Here is a 16023-nt window from a genome sequence, read left to right as displayed (position 1 = left end):
CTTAATACAAAACCTTCCATAACAAGCATAGTGGAAGGCTATTTGGTATGCCCAAATTTAGTGTAACATGTTTATTCTGAACTTTTCATTGAAAAATGTTGACAAACTATTAGCTGGTTTAATGGAATACTGAACTATTGACAAAGGTGGCGAAAGATATAATTGAACAGCCCAAAAATACAATGCCCCAAATTCTTTTTCTATCAATAATGAAAGTTTCAATACAATAAACTAACATAAGTAGCCCGAAAAACAACTGCAAAAATGGTAGAAGTTCGTTTCGATTAGATATTAGACCGTAGATTGAAAAGATAATTATTAAAAGTGCTATAACTTGTCTGCTTATTTTTATCAAAAAAACAACTCCTTTTAGTGGGGAAATTCCATTTTGTGTTAAATTCCCTTTACTTTAACAATCCAGGGGGCTGCCTGTTCAGCAAACGCCGCCTTTAATTGAATAACGATTACACAATAAATTTCGTAAACCATGCTATATATTTTGCTCCCCATATAAAAAACAATTGGGCAAGTATTGTGCCTAATAACCTTGAAGTTACCATCATTAACGACATATTTTTCAGCTTATTGTAACTTCCTCTTTGATTAACAACGTCATCTGCTATTACAGATATTTTCGGGTCTACAAAAATAACCAAGAGTATTGTTGCTATCCCATTTATTAAACCTGATGCCATAATAGCCGTAGAAGCTCTTTCAGGAGCTAATAAGGCTGCATATAGTGCAGATAATACACCGATAGTGTATATCGCTGTTATTATCATATTTACCAAAAATAGTCTTATTGGAATATCCTTAACTCGAGTATCCTGTAAGTATGAAAACTTCGGTAAACTAAAATGCGTTATGCCACGCTTTATGTATTCGAAAGAAAATATCCTTTTCATTAATGAAGGTACAGACCCTTTTTCCTGTGACAAATGAATGATTGCTCTTGAAAATAAAGCTATAAAAGTAGGAAGTAGTATTATTCCAAAAACTGTACCAACCGTTGATGCACCTATAAGAATTCGAAATTGAGTTTCTACAAATTCCAGAGCATTTTCTTTTGAAGCAGTATCGATCAGACTACCAGTGAATGGTTGTTGCATCATATTAGCAAGTCTTGAAACAATGACCATTATGTTAAAGAGAGATAATGCAGACGCTATCATTTTAACTCTTGCACCTGATAACCTTACTGCATAAGCAAGTGTTTCTATCGAATGGATGATAAAAATAAACAAAGCTATAAATAATAATTTTTCAGTTAAGAACTCCATAAAGTTACCTTCTTTTTCACATTTAATACCCTAATTTTACCACACTGTTCAAATTTCTTGTTGCACTAACCTGCCCCAATAATGAATAAGGACATAACTGGAGATCACCCATTGATCTTCAGTTATAGCCCCCGTTTGTTGAATAAGTAGCTCTTAGATTTTTTCTAAGATTGATTTAACAAAGGCTGTTTTCTCTTCTGCATATTTATGTTTGTTACTTTTATTTAAGCTTGCTAAATCAAGTTTGAGCTGTTCATATTTAATTCTTACTGCATCATTATTTCTCAGATAATCTCTGAACTTTAGTTGTTCAAGTAAATAATCATTTCCACATTGATACATATGGATTTGATGAGTTCTTGGCTCCCCCTTACTAAAATAATGTCTGTCAGGCAAAATATTTGTACCTTTATATGAATATCCCAACTCCTCTAAAAATGAAGCTGTATTCTCCCCATCAGTAAAAGTTTTGATTTCTATGGCTATATCAATAATTGGTTTTGCACTTAAATGTTTTACTGAAGTACTTCCTATATGGTGAATATCCTTTATACACCCGCCAATTTTATCTTGGATTTTTTCTTTCTCAAGTAAAAATTCCTTATTCCATTCCTCTGTCCAAGGAACGAGGAATACCTCTCCTTTCGGCAAGCCTAACATCTTATTCCCCCTTTTTAATATGCATGCGATATTTAAACATTGGAATATCGCACCATAAATAACCACTCTTATTCCATTAACCTGCCCGTTAATGGAATATCCATTATTTACAATTGTATCACATAATGCCTCACCAAAGTCTCATTTCCGCAAGAACAGGTTGCGAATTGACAAGTCCTTTAGCACCCTAATTAGCACCCATTTTTTTGCTGTACAATAATTATTGTACGCTTGTTAATTAAGGTGTTATTTGAAGTGCTAATTCACCCCCGAATTTGATGAAAACATTGATATAACAATAAATAAAGCAGGTCTAATCCGTATGCGAATTAGCCTGCTATTTATAGTGCTATTTGCTATTTTCTCTCCCTGAACGGAACCCCTTATGAAAATCGTACGGTGTTTGAATATTTTTTTCCATAAAAATCCCCCGTGTGATATAGTATCCTAGTATTCAACTGGAACGGGGTGATGATATGAACTCAACAACGAAAGAAATCACACTGATCATTATTGGCTCCTTATTCTTTGCCCTCGGGGTGAACTTGTTCGCCATCCCGAATGAGCTTGGGGAAGGCGGCGTGACCGGTATTTCCATGACTCTCTATTATGTATTGGGATGGTCTCCCGGCATCACCAACTTCGTCATGAACGGAGTCCTCTTAGCGATCGGTTATAAAGTGTTAAATAAACGCGTGACATGGTACACCATGCTTGCCATTTTCTTTACCTCCCTCTTCATTCACTTTACGGAAGGCATGGGGAACTCCGTCGACATCATGCTCGGGACGGTCTTCGCCGGTGTATTCATCGGTCTCGGACTTGGACTTGTGCTGCGTTCAGGAGGGACCACGGGTGGATCCACCATCATTGCCCGCATGCTGAATCAGCATTTCGGATGGGCTGTCAGTACGTCGATGTTCGTGTTCGATATCCTTGTCGTCCTCGGTTCGGCGTTTGTCATAGGGATCGAGAACACGATGTACACGGGAATATCCATCTATATCAGTACGAAGATCCTCGATTACCTGATTGATGGTTTCGATACACGTAAGGCGGTCACGATCATTTCCGAGCATACCGTCTCCATCGCTGAGAAAGTGAGCGAAGAAATGGACCGTGGCGTGACCATCATTAATGCAAAAGGCCACTATTCGAAGGAATCGAAGGATATCCTGTACGTAGTGATCAATAAGCAGGAGCTCTTCCTCTTAAAGAAGACGATCCAGCAAATTGATGAGAAAGCCTTTGTTGTGGTCCATGATGTGAGGGATGTGTTTGGGGAAGGATTTACGTTTCCGAAGACGTAAGAAGTTGTGTCTGGCCCGTGGCGGTTGCCGCGGGCTTAGTTTACTTGGTCCAGCTCACGCAGGGATTGTATTCTTACTCTTTAAATCGGAGGAAACGACACTATTATCGTTCATGTAGTTGTTTTCCCTTTACTTGGATAAGAGGTAAAAAGAATGATGGTTTCATATAGGCATAAATAAGGAAAAAAGGTGATTGAATGCTGCCAAGTACCATCCGATTAAAAGGATTCACAAGAGAAAATAGACATGAAATGATTGATTATGCCGTTAGCAGCATATCAAAATGTTCAGGTTGGGTGACCAATCATACGATGTATTCAAATAAAATGATTGTGATCATTTTTGAAATAGAAGCTAGAGGAATAAGAGAGTTAGTGCATTCACTTAATCAAAACGGGCTGACCCTCTTCGAAGAGAGCAACGAAATCATGAATCAATTCCCCGAAATTAGTGTAAAGGCTCATGCAGACAAAGAAATAAAGGGTTCAATCAATCTAACCTTTATCAATGACGAGCCAAGTACAAGAAATCATATTCCTGCTATTCCGGGATAATGGTCTTACTCATTTCTGCTCCTTCATTCCAATGGGGATAAAAAAGAGCAGCATACTTAAGGGATGGTTCCCAATCTTGGGTCCTCTCCCTTAAGCTTTTCCGACTTCTAAACTACAATCCACTCTCCATCATCCGGTACAAGGACGTTTCCTTCTATTTTCTTCTCCTTAAGAATTCCAGCCAGTTCATCTCTTGACAACATACAATGATTCAGGGACTCCATGTGTACGACAATGACTTTTGCTTCGGGGGCTGCCTGATGTGCAGCTAGAATATCTTCACTTGCCATTGTAATCGGACCGCCTTCCAGGAAATGTGCTGCACCTCCATTCACGATGATCACTTCGGGTTGATGAGTGTCGATCGCTGCTTCGACCTCAGCACACCAGACCGAATCACCTGCGATGTATAGGCTTTGTTTGTCAGGATGCTTAAAAACAACCCCTGACACTTCTCCTGTAAATTGGGTGATTTCACCCCTGCCATGTTGACCGCTCGTTTTTATGAGTTCGATCCCTTCAAACAAGGTCGTTTTCTCAATTCTTCCACATTCAGAAAGCCTTTCTCCCGGATGGTTCCTGCATCCTTTTCGTTCTGTGCAAACACTTTTATTTCCTTAGGAAGAGCATTGATGGCCGCTTCATCGAAATGGTCGGGATGTAAGTGCGTCACAATGACCGCGTCAACGTCTATCACATCTTCAACTGCAATGGGAAGACCCACGAGCGGGTTGGCACGGTCTTGATTAGGTGTATTCGGGAATGGCGGCATGGATTCTTTTTCAGCGAAGAAAGGATCGATCAGAAATCTCTTTCCAGCGAACTCCACCACCATGGTCGCGTTTCGTATCAGTCGTAAATTCATCATTCTTTCCTCCTTCTATTGACTTCACCTATAGTATAAAATAGGGAGGATGACCGATACATAGAAGAAATCAAGTGTTTATCGGATTCGACTTGAATAGTGAAAGGATGGGTCGGGATGCTGGATGCCACGGATAAAAGGATTCTCGAAGAACTGTCCAAAAATGGACGGATCACCATGAAAGAGCTGGGAGCCAAAGTTCATTTGACAGGACAGGCGGCTTCCACCAGAGTATTGAAGTTGGAAGAAGAAGGAATCATCGAAGGGTACACAATCAAGGTCAATGACCGGAAGACAGGTTATTCCGTTCATGCCTATATCAATATTTATACCAAAAGCCTTCATCATGATCCGTACCTCACTTTTCTGGAGGAGTTTCCAAAGTACGTCATCCATAACTATAAAATCAGCGGGGAAGGCTGCTACCTCCTTGAGTGCAAATTCCCATCACACCATGAACTCGATGACTTCATCACCAGGTTGACGGAATATGTAAACTACAAACTATCCATTGTCATCAACAAACACTAAACACCCGCCAAAGGTCCGTCCCTCATCACGCTATTAATGCAAGGGGTCATTATTCAAATGAGTCAAAAGGCATTTTGTATGTTGTCATTAATAAACAAGAGTTATTTCTCTTAAAGAAAAACGATCCAACAAATTGATGAGAAAGCATTTGTGGTTGTCCATGGTGTGAGGGATGTGTTTGGGGGAGGATTTACGATCACGAAGACATAAGAAATAGTGTCTGGCCCGTGGCGGTTGCCGCGGGCTAGTTTTGATTGTCACCACCTTATCCGTTCTATGAGCCGGTTTTCACTCTTTAGGAGCCGCTTTTCAACTTGGTCAGGGTCTGCAGTGAAATTAAATCAAATAATATGGTTTGTATATGTAAAGAATAGTAATAACCTTTCCCAACGGAGGATAACCATGTCAACAGACAAATCAATCAAATTAACTTCGGCTGAAATTGCCACCCTTTGGTCTGCTTATATGAACGACACCATGGCTCACTGCATCTTAGAATATTTTTATGTTCATGCAAAGGATCGAGAAATACGTCCGCTTGTTGGATATGCAAGAACCCTTACAAAAACACATATTGAGAAAATCACTCTTATTTTTAAAGATGAAGGGTTGCTCATACCTAATGGATTTGCTATTGAAAATGATGTTAATTTAAATGCACCCAGGTTATATACGGATGAATTTATGTTAACTTTTTTAGACCTTATGTCAAAATCAGGGTTAATTGCCTATGGCGGATTTATTTCAATGGTTTCTCGAAAAGACATAAGAGCTTATCTAATTGAACAATTACATGAGACAACAAAATTGTTTGACGCATGTACGGATGCCGCTCTTCTTAAAGGGCTATATGTTAAAGCACCTTATATTGCATATCCAACTAGAAACGATTTTGTCGACAATAAATCCTATTTATCTGGTTTTTCCTTTTTTAATAAGGAACGTCCTTTAAATGCTATTGAAATTTCATATTTATTTATGAACATTAAAACCAATGTACTTGGAACAAAGCTCGCAATAAGTTTTGCTCAAACCTCGCCTCGTCAGGATGTCCAAAAATGGATGTTGCGAGGAAGCGATATTGCAAAAAAGCATATTGAGATATTTTCAAAAAAATTATTGGATAATAATTTACAATCTCCTATGTCTTCAGACGTATCCATTACAAACGAGACGACTCCACCTTTTTCAGATAAGTTAACATTATTTCTTATGACTTTTTTAAGCGCCTCTGGGGTGGGTAATTATTCAACTGCAGCAGCTGCTAGTCAGAGAAATGATTTAGTTCTTATCTATGAAAGACTCTCATTGGAAATAGGACAATATGCAAAAGACGGTGCAGATATAATGATTAAGAATAAATGGTTGGAAGAACCACCAGGTACAATAGATAAAGACAAGTTGTCTAAATCCAAAGATCCTGAGTAGGGAATTATTAATCTTTTGCCCGGGCGACTATAAGTCCTTTCCTTTGACTTAAAGAGTCCATTCAAATAATTTTTCAGAATTTAAGAGAGGCTGGACAAAAGTGTATTAGTCTAAGTAAAACCCGAACAAATCTGTTTCCTGGAAGGTGGATTTGTTCGGGTTTATTATTTATTTCGATACATTGGATTTTAGCTGTTTCCAGCGGTTGATTGGAGTGCAAGACGAAGACTCCTGCGGGAAAAAGCTTATGTGAGACCCCTTAGCTGAGGAGGCTCACGGGCTACCCGTGGAAAGCGTAGTCTTGCACGGAAATCATTAGCGTATTAAGAAACTACACTTCTATTGTTATTCTTTACATCGTGGCACTTTAGTTTTGTCCCAGGCTCTTTCTGTTCACCAATGTAGTATTTAAAGGGATTACCTTATACTTGGTTCCATCCTTTTGAGATTTTCTTAATGGAATTCGTCTTAGAAAGGACAACCTTAACCTAATCCGATTGATAAATAACTTAACCAAGAATATCTTATTTCTTTCACAATACTTCCTCCTATTCCATCCATTAACCGTTGCATCTAAATTCCTTTCCCTATTCTGTACGGAACAGGGCCAGTTTCTCTTCAATAAAACTTTACATAGCCTGGCATAGCTGCAATTTACGGTAGGAAATTCATTTTCATTTATAAAGCTTGTATTATTCACTTATATTCATATTCAACGAAGAAACTCCGACATCGACTTGATAATCGATGTTTGCTTGACTGAAAATATGGTCCCAGTCCTCTTTATGAGTTTTCCAATAGTCCGGGTGTTGAATTCTAACGTATTCGTGAAAATCGATGACGTCCACTTTCAAGTCCTGTTGGATTTTCTCTAAGCTATTTTTTATTTGTTCTTTGATTTTTTCTTCTATTTGTCTTTCCAGATCCTTTATATTTTCTTTCTTTGTGAGTTCATCCGTTTCTGCGATCAGTTCAGATATGTGCCCGCTTACTTTAGTATCAACTTGAAAGGAAATTCGTCCATTCTCTAGTAGAGGTTTGACTTTGCTATTGACGGTTTCCAGCTCAAACGTAATCGTTTTGTTGCTGCCTTCTTCCTTTATCTTTACGATTCCTCCCTCTGTTAAAGCTGTTAACCAATTAATCCCGACCAGTTCTTCTTCATTTAGAAATCCGATTTGAGTTAGTGTATCCCCTTTTATAACAGCTGCACCGGTGAGGATGACTTCGTTATTTTTCTTCTCAATATTTTGTAACAAGAAGCTAGATTTCGCCTCCATCGTTGCATTGATTTTGGATAAAGTCATGGGCTCGATCAGCTTATTCGATTTTTCAATATGGTCTGAAATATCCTTTATATGCACCGAAGGGATTTCATTCGTTTCCGTGTTCATGATGTCCCTGGACAGTTCATCCGTTACCATGATCAAGCAACTCATCCTTGCTTCGGGATCACGAATGAAGAAATCCAATAATTCTCTGATATTTCTTTTTTGGGCTATTGCACTGCTTAATACAACCAGTCTTTGATGTTGCCCGTTCAGAGTGTTTTTTCGTTTTAGTAACACTTCCCGTGCAGCCTCGAGTAATGATTCACCTGTTTCATTCACATTAACAAAAGGCTTAGCATTACCAGAATATGTGTTTGAGGATTGATTGCCTGATACATTCACAAGTTGAAAGGTCACATTCATTAAATCCTCTTCTGAATACTCATACTCATGACTATTCCCTTGCCCCTCATCGATCCCCACGCCCAATAGAAGGTCCAATTTTTCAATATCCTTAGAACTCCAACATCCTGTCAACAGTAGAACAGTGAGTAAGAGGATGAGAAGATATGCAATAGGCTTCAATTGAATTTCCCCCTTAAGAAAGAGAGCGCTAATAATAGGATTGGCAGGACACCAAATAAAACGATGGCAGCATTTCCAAGGTAATCTCCCAATGCGAATAATTGGTGGATATCATTCGGGACCATCGAGATGATCAATACGATGGGAAGAAAGATTAGCAGAAACACTTTTATGTCCTTATTAAATAATTGTGACATACCAAGAGAGGCAACATAAAGCGTGATGGAGATTGTAGCGAATATTTGTAGGATCCATACAATCAAAAACAACGAGTCAAAGCGTTCAAAAAAGATGCCTGGAAATTCAAACGAATTGATGAGAGAAATAGTCGGCCAAGCGAGATTACCCACCCCATCTATTGATAATGCACCTATGACTATAACGACTGTAACCAGGTAAAAAATCATCGGTAGTAACACTCCAATAAAGACAATCTTTCTCCCTTTCTTAGGTTCCGTTAAATAGGCCGATAAAATAATCATTAACTCAATCCCAATATAGGAAAGTGAAGTTGTCTTAACGCCTTTTAACACGGGGAGGATTCCATCTCCCATAACAGGGCGCAGGTTATTGATTTCAAATAAACCTAAGCTCATGGTGGCAATTAAGATGAAAATGATGACGGTAAGGGGAAAAATCACCTGGAACACACGGGCAATGGAATTAATTCCATCCGTATTTAAGTAAAAGGCAAGCCAAAGAAATAATACAATTAATACTTGAATGGGAGTCCCCTCGAGTAGATAGGTTTCGGTTACTTCAGCCATAACCCTGACTTCAAAGCTGGTGAGTGTAAGGAAATAAAAAATCATCGTTACCCCAAGGATGATACTGATTACTTTCCCGACAATTTCTCTACTATATTGAAAAAAGGTTTTATCAGGATATCTGTTGTTAAGAATTAAAATGATCATCCCTGCCAGGATGGGAAAAATACTGCTGATGATAATCGTTATCCAGATATCGGGCGTTCCTACTTCAGCAGCTGCTGTCCTTGGCAGCGTTAATATTCCGACCCCAAGAACATAGTTAATGATGAGGATGATCGCTTGAGTAGGACTGATTCGTTCCTGTTGATTCATGTTCATTCATGACAAGTCCTTTCAATAAGTAAAGTCCATGACTAACCTTTTCTCATTTTGTCCCCAGGCTTCAGAATGTCGGGTCTCTTTTTCATTGATTGGATCGGCAATCTGATTAAAAAGTCTTTCCAATCACTAACTTGGTACGGTACCGCAGGACCGAGGAACGGGACTCCAAAGCTTTTTAACCGGACAAGGTGAATACAGAAAAAAAGGAAAAAGACGATGGCACCATAGAGTCCCAGAGTAGCAGCTAAAAACATGGCTATAAATCGTAAGATACGCAATGAAATACTTAACGTATATTGTGGGAGTGAAAAGGATGAGATGGCCGTTATAGCCACAACAATGACTGTAACCGGACTAACGATACCTGCTTGCACCGCAGCTTCTCCAATCACAAGACCCCCGACGATCCCAATCGTTTGGCCGATGGGTTTTGGCAAACGCAACCCTGCCTCCCTTAAGATTTCAATCGAAACTTCCATTAACAGAACTTCAATGAGAACAGGAAAGGGGACTCCTTCACGAGAGCCGATAATGGAAATGGCCAGATTCGTTGGAATCAATCCCTGATGGAAAGAGACAAAGGAAATATATAATGCGGGAGTGAAGACCGATATGAAAGCAGCCGTATATCGTAATAACCGAATCAATGAGCCGGGAATCCAGCGATCATAATAGTCTTCTGGTGATTGCAGATACATATTGATGGTCACTGGAGCAATCAAGACAAAAGGGGTACCATCCAGCAATATACCCACTCTCCCCTCAGACAATGCAGCAATCACCCGATCAGGTCGCTCCGTGCTTTGAATTTGCGGAAAGAGTGAGAAAGTACTCTCTTCCATAAATTCCTCAATATATCCAGATTCCGGTACATTATCGATGTGAACCGATTCAATCCTTTCCTTCACGTTCTGTAAGATGGTCTCATTGGCAATGCCCTCTATATAGGCGATGACCAGTTCCTTTTTAAATCGTTCCCCTACCTGGAAGCTAATGAACCTGAGATCCTTATTTACACCAGCTTTTCTTAGAATGGCTTGATTATCATTAATATTTTCATTAAAACCGGTTCTGGGACCTCTCACCACCTGCTCGGTTACCGGTTCTTCAATACTACGATCTTTTGATTCACTTGTTTTTAAAATGATTGCCTTAGGAGATTTCTCATGAAGCAATGCTGTTTCCCCTCTTAATATATAGGAGGTGATTGTATGTATATCCGTTTCCTCATGACATTCACTCACAGGAAGCATTTCTTTAAGTGAATATGGGATCCTCTCTTCATCTATCGTGTTGAACATAAGAGGTTTCAAAATATTATTATTAATAATGGCTGTGTCCACTAACCCTCTCGTGAAAATGATCGAAGCTCTTGAATCATTCATGGAAAATTCACGTGTTATGATATCATTATTTTCTCCCAGCACTTCATTGATCATCGATACATTCTCAGTTATATCGCTTGTCATCATAAGGGTTGATTCCATCTGTTTTGGCGAGCCGGGTTGATACAATGCACCAGTAAGGAAGGTCTTTATTTTCATAATGATAATGGGTACGATCAATGTAACCATTGCGTAGATGTATACATTGAAATCAGGAAGGAACCTTATCACCTTATTGAGAAAATCCACTAAACAACCCTCCTAAACAAGCTTGCTTTCACCTAGTTTCCCTTTCCATTCAAGAAATTATTCCCATACTGATGAGGCACATATTCGTTGCTGGAAAAGGTGGTGAATAAGGAACATCTCACTACAAGGAAAATGGGATAAAATGAAAAAAATCCCCCGATTTCGTCGGAGGACTATCAAAAAAAGCGATGAAACTATATATACCCTTTATAAACGCTCTATTCGATTACTTGCCGTATATATTTCCCGTCGTTGACGTCAATACACCATTCTGAGCACTTAATTTATATTCAACACCATTATTGCTCGACCAAGATGGGAAAGAGAAGGTGTCACCTGTTTCTAACTTGATCATTTCGATGTCTTTCATGGTCAATGGTGAGCTGTAGCCGCTCGTTGGTGCACTGGTTGAACGTGCTACGTATACAGCTGCATCCGTGCTTCCCGGTTGCGATACGACTCTTGCGGAACCGTCTGCTTCCACTAATAAAGCAGTCTGCTCGTTAACGGCTATCCCTTTTGCTTGTGTCGTCCAGCCGTCCATGATGTTACGGGCCATAAAGCCGACAAATCGCCCCATGCGGTCACGCTGTTCAAAATGGGTGTCCGTGATGGTACTTGTTAAGTACGAGTTATCCAAAAAGTTGCGTGTGAACGTCATGTACCGATTCCCTGGATTGCTTAATGCTTCGTCTGAGTAAACCGAACCGTTTTCCGCATCATACACGAACTGTCCTTGAATCGCGAGTCCTGCACTCGTACCACCTATTGGGACATCGTAAATTGAAATGAGATCATTCAATGTATCTTCCAGTGGGGTATTGATGATATAGTCTACATATAAAGACTGATCCCCACCGGCAAAGAATACAGCCTCTGCCCTGTATACTTTATCTAGTACAAAGGAATCGTACGCAGCATTCCGATTATTCAATACAATGGTTTCCACCGAGTCGAGGGGAACACCATTCCTTGCGGCTAAGTCGTAAATATATTGATTATACCCATCATCACCAGAAGTACGCAGTACGACAAAGTCTCCACCGTTTGCCTTCTCCGCCATCCATAGCATTGCTTCGTCCACATCCGTCGAACCACCCATCAAGTTGATCCCATACGTTGTTGTACGACTAATGTTGGTCGTATCCCCATAGCCGTAATATGTATGGTCCCCACTTGCAGCCTCAGCAGGCGCATGAGCCGCCAATAATCCCACCGACAAACCAATCGTTGTTGCCATTTTCCAAAATTTCTTCATGTTTCTTGCACTCCCCGCATTTCATAATTTGCAGAGACGTATCAGATTGTCCCTGCACTCCATACAAATGCAAGTTTTATGCCAATTTTGAATATTGTTAATTTTCAGTATTATTAGAAGTTTATTTACTTTTTTAGTGGCTATTGGGTTATTTCTAATAAAACCATTTAACCCCTATAAACCCAATGAACCTTACATTCTATCAAATAGATGAATTAAGTCTTAAAACACAATTTCCTTATAATAATGAAGAGGATAATCAAAATAATCGGAGCAGAAACGCAGGCTAAGCCACCACCCGTTTCCAAAGCATTAACCTATCACTTTTTTAAATTCGCCTTCATCCATGCTGCAATCTGTTGCTCATCCGTATGTGGAATTTTTTCAAGTTGATGGATCACCCGCTCCTGTCGTTGCAATGAATGATTTTGACTTAACTTCGCTTTTCCTTCTACCTTATTGATTTTCATTTTGAAACCTTGAACTCCCTTGCTCAAGCCAGCGAGATACTCAGCACCTGCATCCTGTAATCTGTATGGACTGTCAGGAGCTTCATACTCCATTACCATATCATGGAACGAATCCATCAACTCATTTTCGTCCTCCAGAAGCTCGACTTCTCCATACGCATGAACGGTCACGTAATTCCATGTCGGCACTGCTTTCCCGGTCTCATACCAGGATGGGGAGATATAACAATGAGGACCATGGAAAACAGCCAGGACGGTTTGGTTTTCAATATCTTTCCACTGGGGATTCGGACGGGCAAAGTGTCCATATAAGTACTCCTCCTTTACTATTAACGGTAAATGAGTGGCACAAGGCATTCCTTCGTGTTGAGAAAATAGAGTTGCAAAACTATGCTCTTTCATGACTTCGTAAGCTACCGTTTCATCCGTGATCTTAAATTCTTTTGGAATATACATCATGTTCCTCCTTTCAGCTATCATTTGTACGTTTCTCTACTGCTGCAATCGCTTCGATTTCCACCAATTGATGGGTGTATCCCAGTACAGTTACTCCTGATAACGTACTCGGGACGTCATGATCTCCAAACTCTTCTCTTATTGCGTTCCAAGCCGTTACTAAATCAGACTGATGTTGGGAGGCTACAAGGACCCGGGTATATACGACGTCTTTCAAGGAGGCACCACTCTCTTTCAATACTTCCTTCATATTCTCCACACACAGTTTGGCTTGAAGTTCGTAATCATTGATATAAGGAACTTCCCCTTCTTTGTTAAGAGGACAAGCCCCTGCTAAAAACAGGAGATCCATGTCCGAAGGTACTCTTGAAGCGTATGCATAATCAACATTGGCTAAATGGGCTGATTGAATCATTGATACTTTTTTGTTCATGTTTTTCCCTCCATTTATTTTGACGAATCTGAAGACTCACTCATGTTTAAGAGTTCAATACCCCTAAATATTCCTTCCATGGCCCCACATCTTCCATATAACGATTGGAAAACACCCTTACAATTTGAGAAAGGTGGGTCAAATCATGGACTACCCAAGTGGAGATGAGTTCACGGGCACTGACCCTTCCGAAAGCAGGATGCATTCCCGTTGCATCAAGGGAATACCGAGCCGCTAACTCTTTTAACTCATTCACATTCGTTGCTCTCTGCGAAGCAAATTCCATGATCTTCTCCTCAAGACTTTTTGAAGCGCCCTCTTCTAAATGAGAAAAACGATCAAAAACAGGAAACACCGTACTTTCCCCCTCTTGAAAGATCATCTTCAATCTCGGAATCCAATTATGCTTCTCCCCTTCGATTAAATGCTCCACAACTCCAATGGCATTCCAGGTCCCTTCCCCTTCATCACACTCCAACCATCCTTTTGACAAACCGGTAAGGAAATATTCAAGGGTCTTTGGGGTTCTCTCCAAAACCTCGATTCCTTCATTTAATTCAAAGTTCATAAGCTTTCCCCCTCTATTCAATTTCTCAAGTGAAAATGTGAGGACATGCTGTTTCACCCTCCCCTTCTTCGCGGTTCCCATGATTAGGAGTGAATCCTATTAATCTCTTAAGGTAAGTTCGACGTGAGGGAATAAATCCCTTGTTCTATTCGGTAGGTATCCGACACAAAAAAATAGGCTGCCCGCTTATCACGGGCAACCTAACTGAACGAATCACACAAAATGCACCACAGTCCCAACCACTAAATATCCAATACAAATATACGTTACGATTGTCTTCACTTTCGAGTCACCTTCCATGTTCATCATCGAATGGTGATGACCGGATTTCATGAACAGTCGATTCAAATAGATGGACACCATCGCAACGATGGCAAATACGATGTTTAACCAAAACGTGTAATCGATTTGAAAGGGTGATTCATTCATCACTTGTTTGGCGTTTTCCGGGATCAATCCGATGACCGTAAACGCATAATGCATCCCCATCGCAGTCAGGATGATTGATAAATAGAAGATACCTGCAATGTATAATGCCGTTTTTAAGCCATAATACTTCTTGTGGACCGCCACAATCGGTGGCACGACCAAATCAGAATAGATGAATGCCATGATTCCTGCAAAGGCCACTCCACTGGAAGCGAGGATTGTGGCAATGGGGATATTCCCCATTGACCCGATAAAGGTGAGCATGGCAACGATCGGCCCGATCAGTGCATTTTCCAGCACCTTTAAAAATGAGTCCGGCTGATCGGCGAGGAAGAACATTTTCCAAGTATCTTCTGATATGAATGTTGCCATGATCCCCGCAATCGTAAATCCAATGGTAATCTCTTTCCACACCATTTGCCAATTCATCACAAATTCATGTCCGACCTGATACCAGCCCTCTTTGGTCTTGATTTTCTCTTTCCAGTTGAAGCCTTCTTCGTCTCCCTCATCGTCCTCCACATGATCCTTTGCTTCCTCCACCAGCTTCTTAGGATAGGTGGCTTTCACAAGAATCCAGGTAATAAAGATCAGAACGATGCCCCCGATCATCTCTGCAACCACAAATTGCCACCCTAGAAAGATATAAATAAGTATGCCTAATTCAATCACCAGGTTGGTAGAAGCAAATAGAAAGGCAAGGGTCGGAATAAAATGGGCCCCTTTTTTGAAAAGATTCCGCCCTGCTGCCAGGGCTGCAAAGGAACAGGAGGAACTGATCGCCCCGAATAGTGTGGATAACCCAACGGACTTCAAACTTGGATTTCCCATATACTTGACCATTTTATCCTTCTGTACAAAAGCCTGAATCATGGAGCTGATTAAGTATCCAAGTACGAATGCCCAACCGGATTTCCAGAAATACCCCAGTGAGGTCTTCGCAGATTCGCCAATCAATTCTAACAAATGACCATCTCCTTTTCTGTAATCGATATCTACTTTACAGTTACCCACTCATTATGCAGAAACTTTGCATCTTGCATGAAATGTAGGAAAACGCAAAATAAAAATGGGAATCAGATCCCCATCACACTTGTTGTACTATTACCACTGACTGCCTTATGTAACACTTCAAATTTAAAAAAGTGCCTGCTCCGGTACGCTTATACAATAACGCTCCGGGGCAGGCACCAAAAATGG

The 16023-nt window shown here is 40.2% G+C and carries 14 protein-coding genes and 2 pseudogenes; 5 read left to right on the top strand and 11 right to left on the bottom strand.

The window, feature by feature from the left end; all coding sequences use genetic code 11:
* Window positions 1-464: 464 nt before the first annotated feature.
* Both ACFQWC_RS18455 and ACFQWC_RS18450 read right to left on the bottom strand, forming a co-directional pair.
* Window positions 465-1280, bottom strand: a complete 816-nt coding sequence (locus tag ACFQWC_RS18455) for a lipid II flippase Amj family protein (RefSeq protein WP_299741949.1) — start codon at window positions 1278-1280, stop codon at window positions 465-467.
* Window positions 1281-1433: 153 nt separating this feature from the next.
* Window positions 1434-1940 carry a GrpB family protein gene (locus tag ACFQWC_RS18450; protein ID WP_377108796.1) on the bottom strand — a complete coding sequence of 169 codons (507 nt, stop codon included), beginning with the start codon at window positions 1938-1940 and terminating at the stop codon, window positions 1434-1436.
* A gap of 476 nt (window positions 1941-2416) precedes the next feature.
* On the opposite strand from ACFQWC_RS18450, the gene ACFQWC_RS18445 reads away from it, so the two are divergent.
* Window positions 2417-3250 (top strand): YitT family protein, encoded by an 834-nt coding sequence (locus ACFQWC_RS18445; RefSeq protein WP_299741938.1) that lies wholly within the window; start codon window positions 2417-2419, stop codon window positions 3248-3250.
* A gap of 197 nt (window positions 3251-3447) precedes the next feature.
* Window positions 3448-3804, top strand: a complete 357-nt coding sequence (locus tag ACFQWC_RS18440; protein ID WP_377108795.1) for a hypothetical protein — start codon at window positions 3448-3450, stop codon at window positions 3802-3804.
* A gap of 107 nt (window positions 3805-3911) precedes the next feature.
* Here ACFQWC_RS18440 and ACFQWC_RS18435 read toward each other — a convergent pair.
* Window positions 3912-4669 (bottom strand): annotated as a pseudogene (locus ACFQWC_RS18435) (MBL fold metallo-hydrolase).
* Between the two features lie 117 nt (window positions 4670-4786).
* Between ACFQWC_RS18435 and ACFQWC_RS18430 the strand changes: the two are divergent.
* From ACFQWC_RS18430 to ACFQWC_RS18420, 3 genes and pseudogenes are all read left to right on the top strand, one after another.
* Window positions 4787-5200 carry an Lrp/AsnC family transcriptional regulator gene (locus tag ACFQWC_RS18430; RefSeq protein ID WP_377108794.1) on the top strand — a complete coding sequence of 138 codons (414 nt, stop codon included), beginning with the start codon at window positions 4787-4789 and terminating at the stop codon, window positions 5198-5200.
* A 50-nt stretch (window positions 5201-5250) separates the two neighbouring features.
* Window positions 5251-5410 (top strand): annotated as a pseudogene (locus ACFQWC_RS18425) (YitT family protein); the annotation flags it as partial.
* 192 nt (window positions 5411-5602) lie between these two features.
* The gene (locus ACFQWC_RS18420; protein ID WP_299741930.1) at window positions 5603-6628 is read left to right on the top strand and encodes a DUF3231 family protein; all 1026 of its coding nucleotides are present in this window, start codon (window positions 5603-5605) and stop codon (window positions 6626-6628) included.
* 692 nt (window positions 6629-7320) lie between these two features.
* Here ACFQWC_RS18420 and ACFQWC_RS18415 read toward each other — a convergent pair.
* The 8 genes from ACFQWC_RS18415 to ACFQWC_RS18380 form a co-directional block, all read right to left on the bottom strand.
* Window positions 7321-8484, bottom strand: coding sequence for a Ger(x)C family spore germination protein (locus ACFQWC_RS18415; RefSeq protein WP_377108793.1), 1164 nt, complete (start codon window positions 8482-8484; stop codon window positions 7321-7323).
* On the bottom strand, window positions 8481-9572 hold the full coding sequence (locus tag ACFQWC_RS18410) for a GerAB/ArcD/ProY family transporter (RefSeq protein ID WP_299741925.1): 1092 nt from the start codon (window positions 9570-9572) through the stop codon (window positions 8481-8483). The genes ACFQWC_RS18415 and ACFQWC_RS18410 overlap by 4 nt, the downstream gene beginning before the upstream one ends.
* Window positions 9573-9607: 35 nt before the next feature.
* Window positions 9608-11149 carry a spore germination protein gene (locus tag ACFQWC_RS18405; RefSeq protein WP_377108800.1) on the bottom strand — a complete coding sequence of 514 codons (1542 nt, stop codon included), beginning with the start codon at window positions 11147-11149 and terminating at the stop codon, window positions 9608-9610.
* Window positions 11150-11435: 286 nt separating this feature from the next.
* Complete coding sequence (locus ACFQWC_RS18400; protein ID WP_377108792.1) at window positions 11436-12467, bottom strand: cyanophycinase; 1032 nt, start codon at window positions 12465-12467, stop codon at window positions 11436-11438.
* Between the two features lie 320 nt (window positions 12468-12787).
* Complete coding sequence (locus tag ACFQWC_RS18395) at window positions 12788-13393, bottom strand: FMN-binding negative transcriptional regulator (RefSeq protein WP_377108791.1); 606 nt, start codon at window positions 13391-13393, stop codon at window positions 12788-12790.
* Window positions 13394-13406: 13 nt separating this feature from the next.
* A complete protein-coding gene (locus ACFQWC_RS18390; protein ID WP_377108790.1) occupies window positions 13407-13826 on the bottom strand; it encodes a RidA family protein in 420 nt (139 codons plus the stop codon).
* Window positions 13827-13872: 46 nt separating this feature from the next.
* Window positions 13873-14394 (bottom strand): DinB family protein, encoded by a 522-nt coding sequence (locus ACFQWC_RS18385; protein ID WP_299741913.1) that lies wholly within the window; start codon window positions 14392-14394, stop codon window positions 13873-13875.
* A gap of 213 nt (window positions 14395-14607) precedes the next feature.
* A complete protein-coding gene (locus ACFQWC_RS18380) occupies window positions 14608-15789 on the bottom strand; it encodes a permease (RefSeq protein ID WP_341357440.1) in 1182 nt (393 codons plus the stop codon).
* Window positions 15790-16023 lie beyond the last annotated feature (234 nt).

Origin of the sequence: Rossellomorea sp. GCM10028870, from assembly GCF_042666755.1 — a bacterium.
Taxonomy (GTDB): domain Bacteria; phylum Bacillota; class Bacilli; order Bacillales; family Bacillaceae_B; genus Rossellomorea.
The sequence above is the reverse complement of the archived record's forward strand: the minus strand, read 5'-3'. Positions and strand labels throughout refer to the sequence as shown.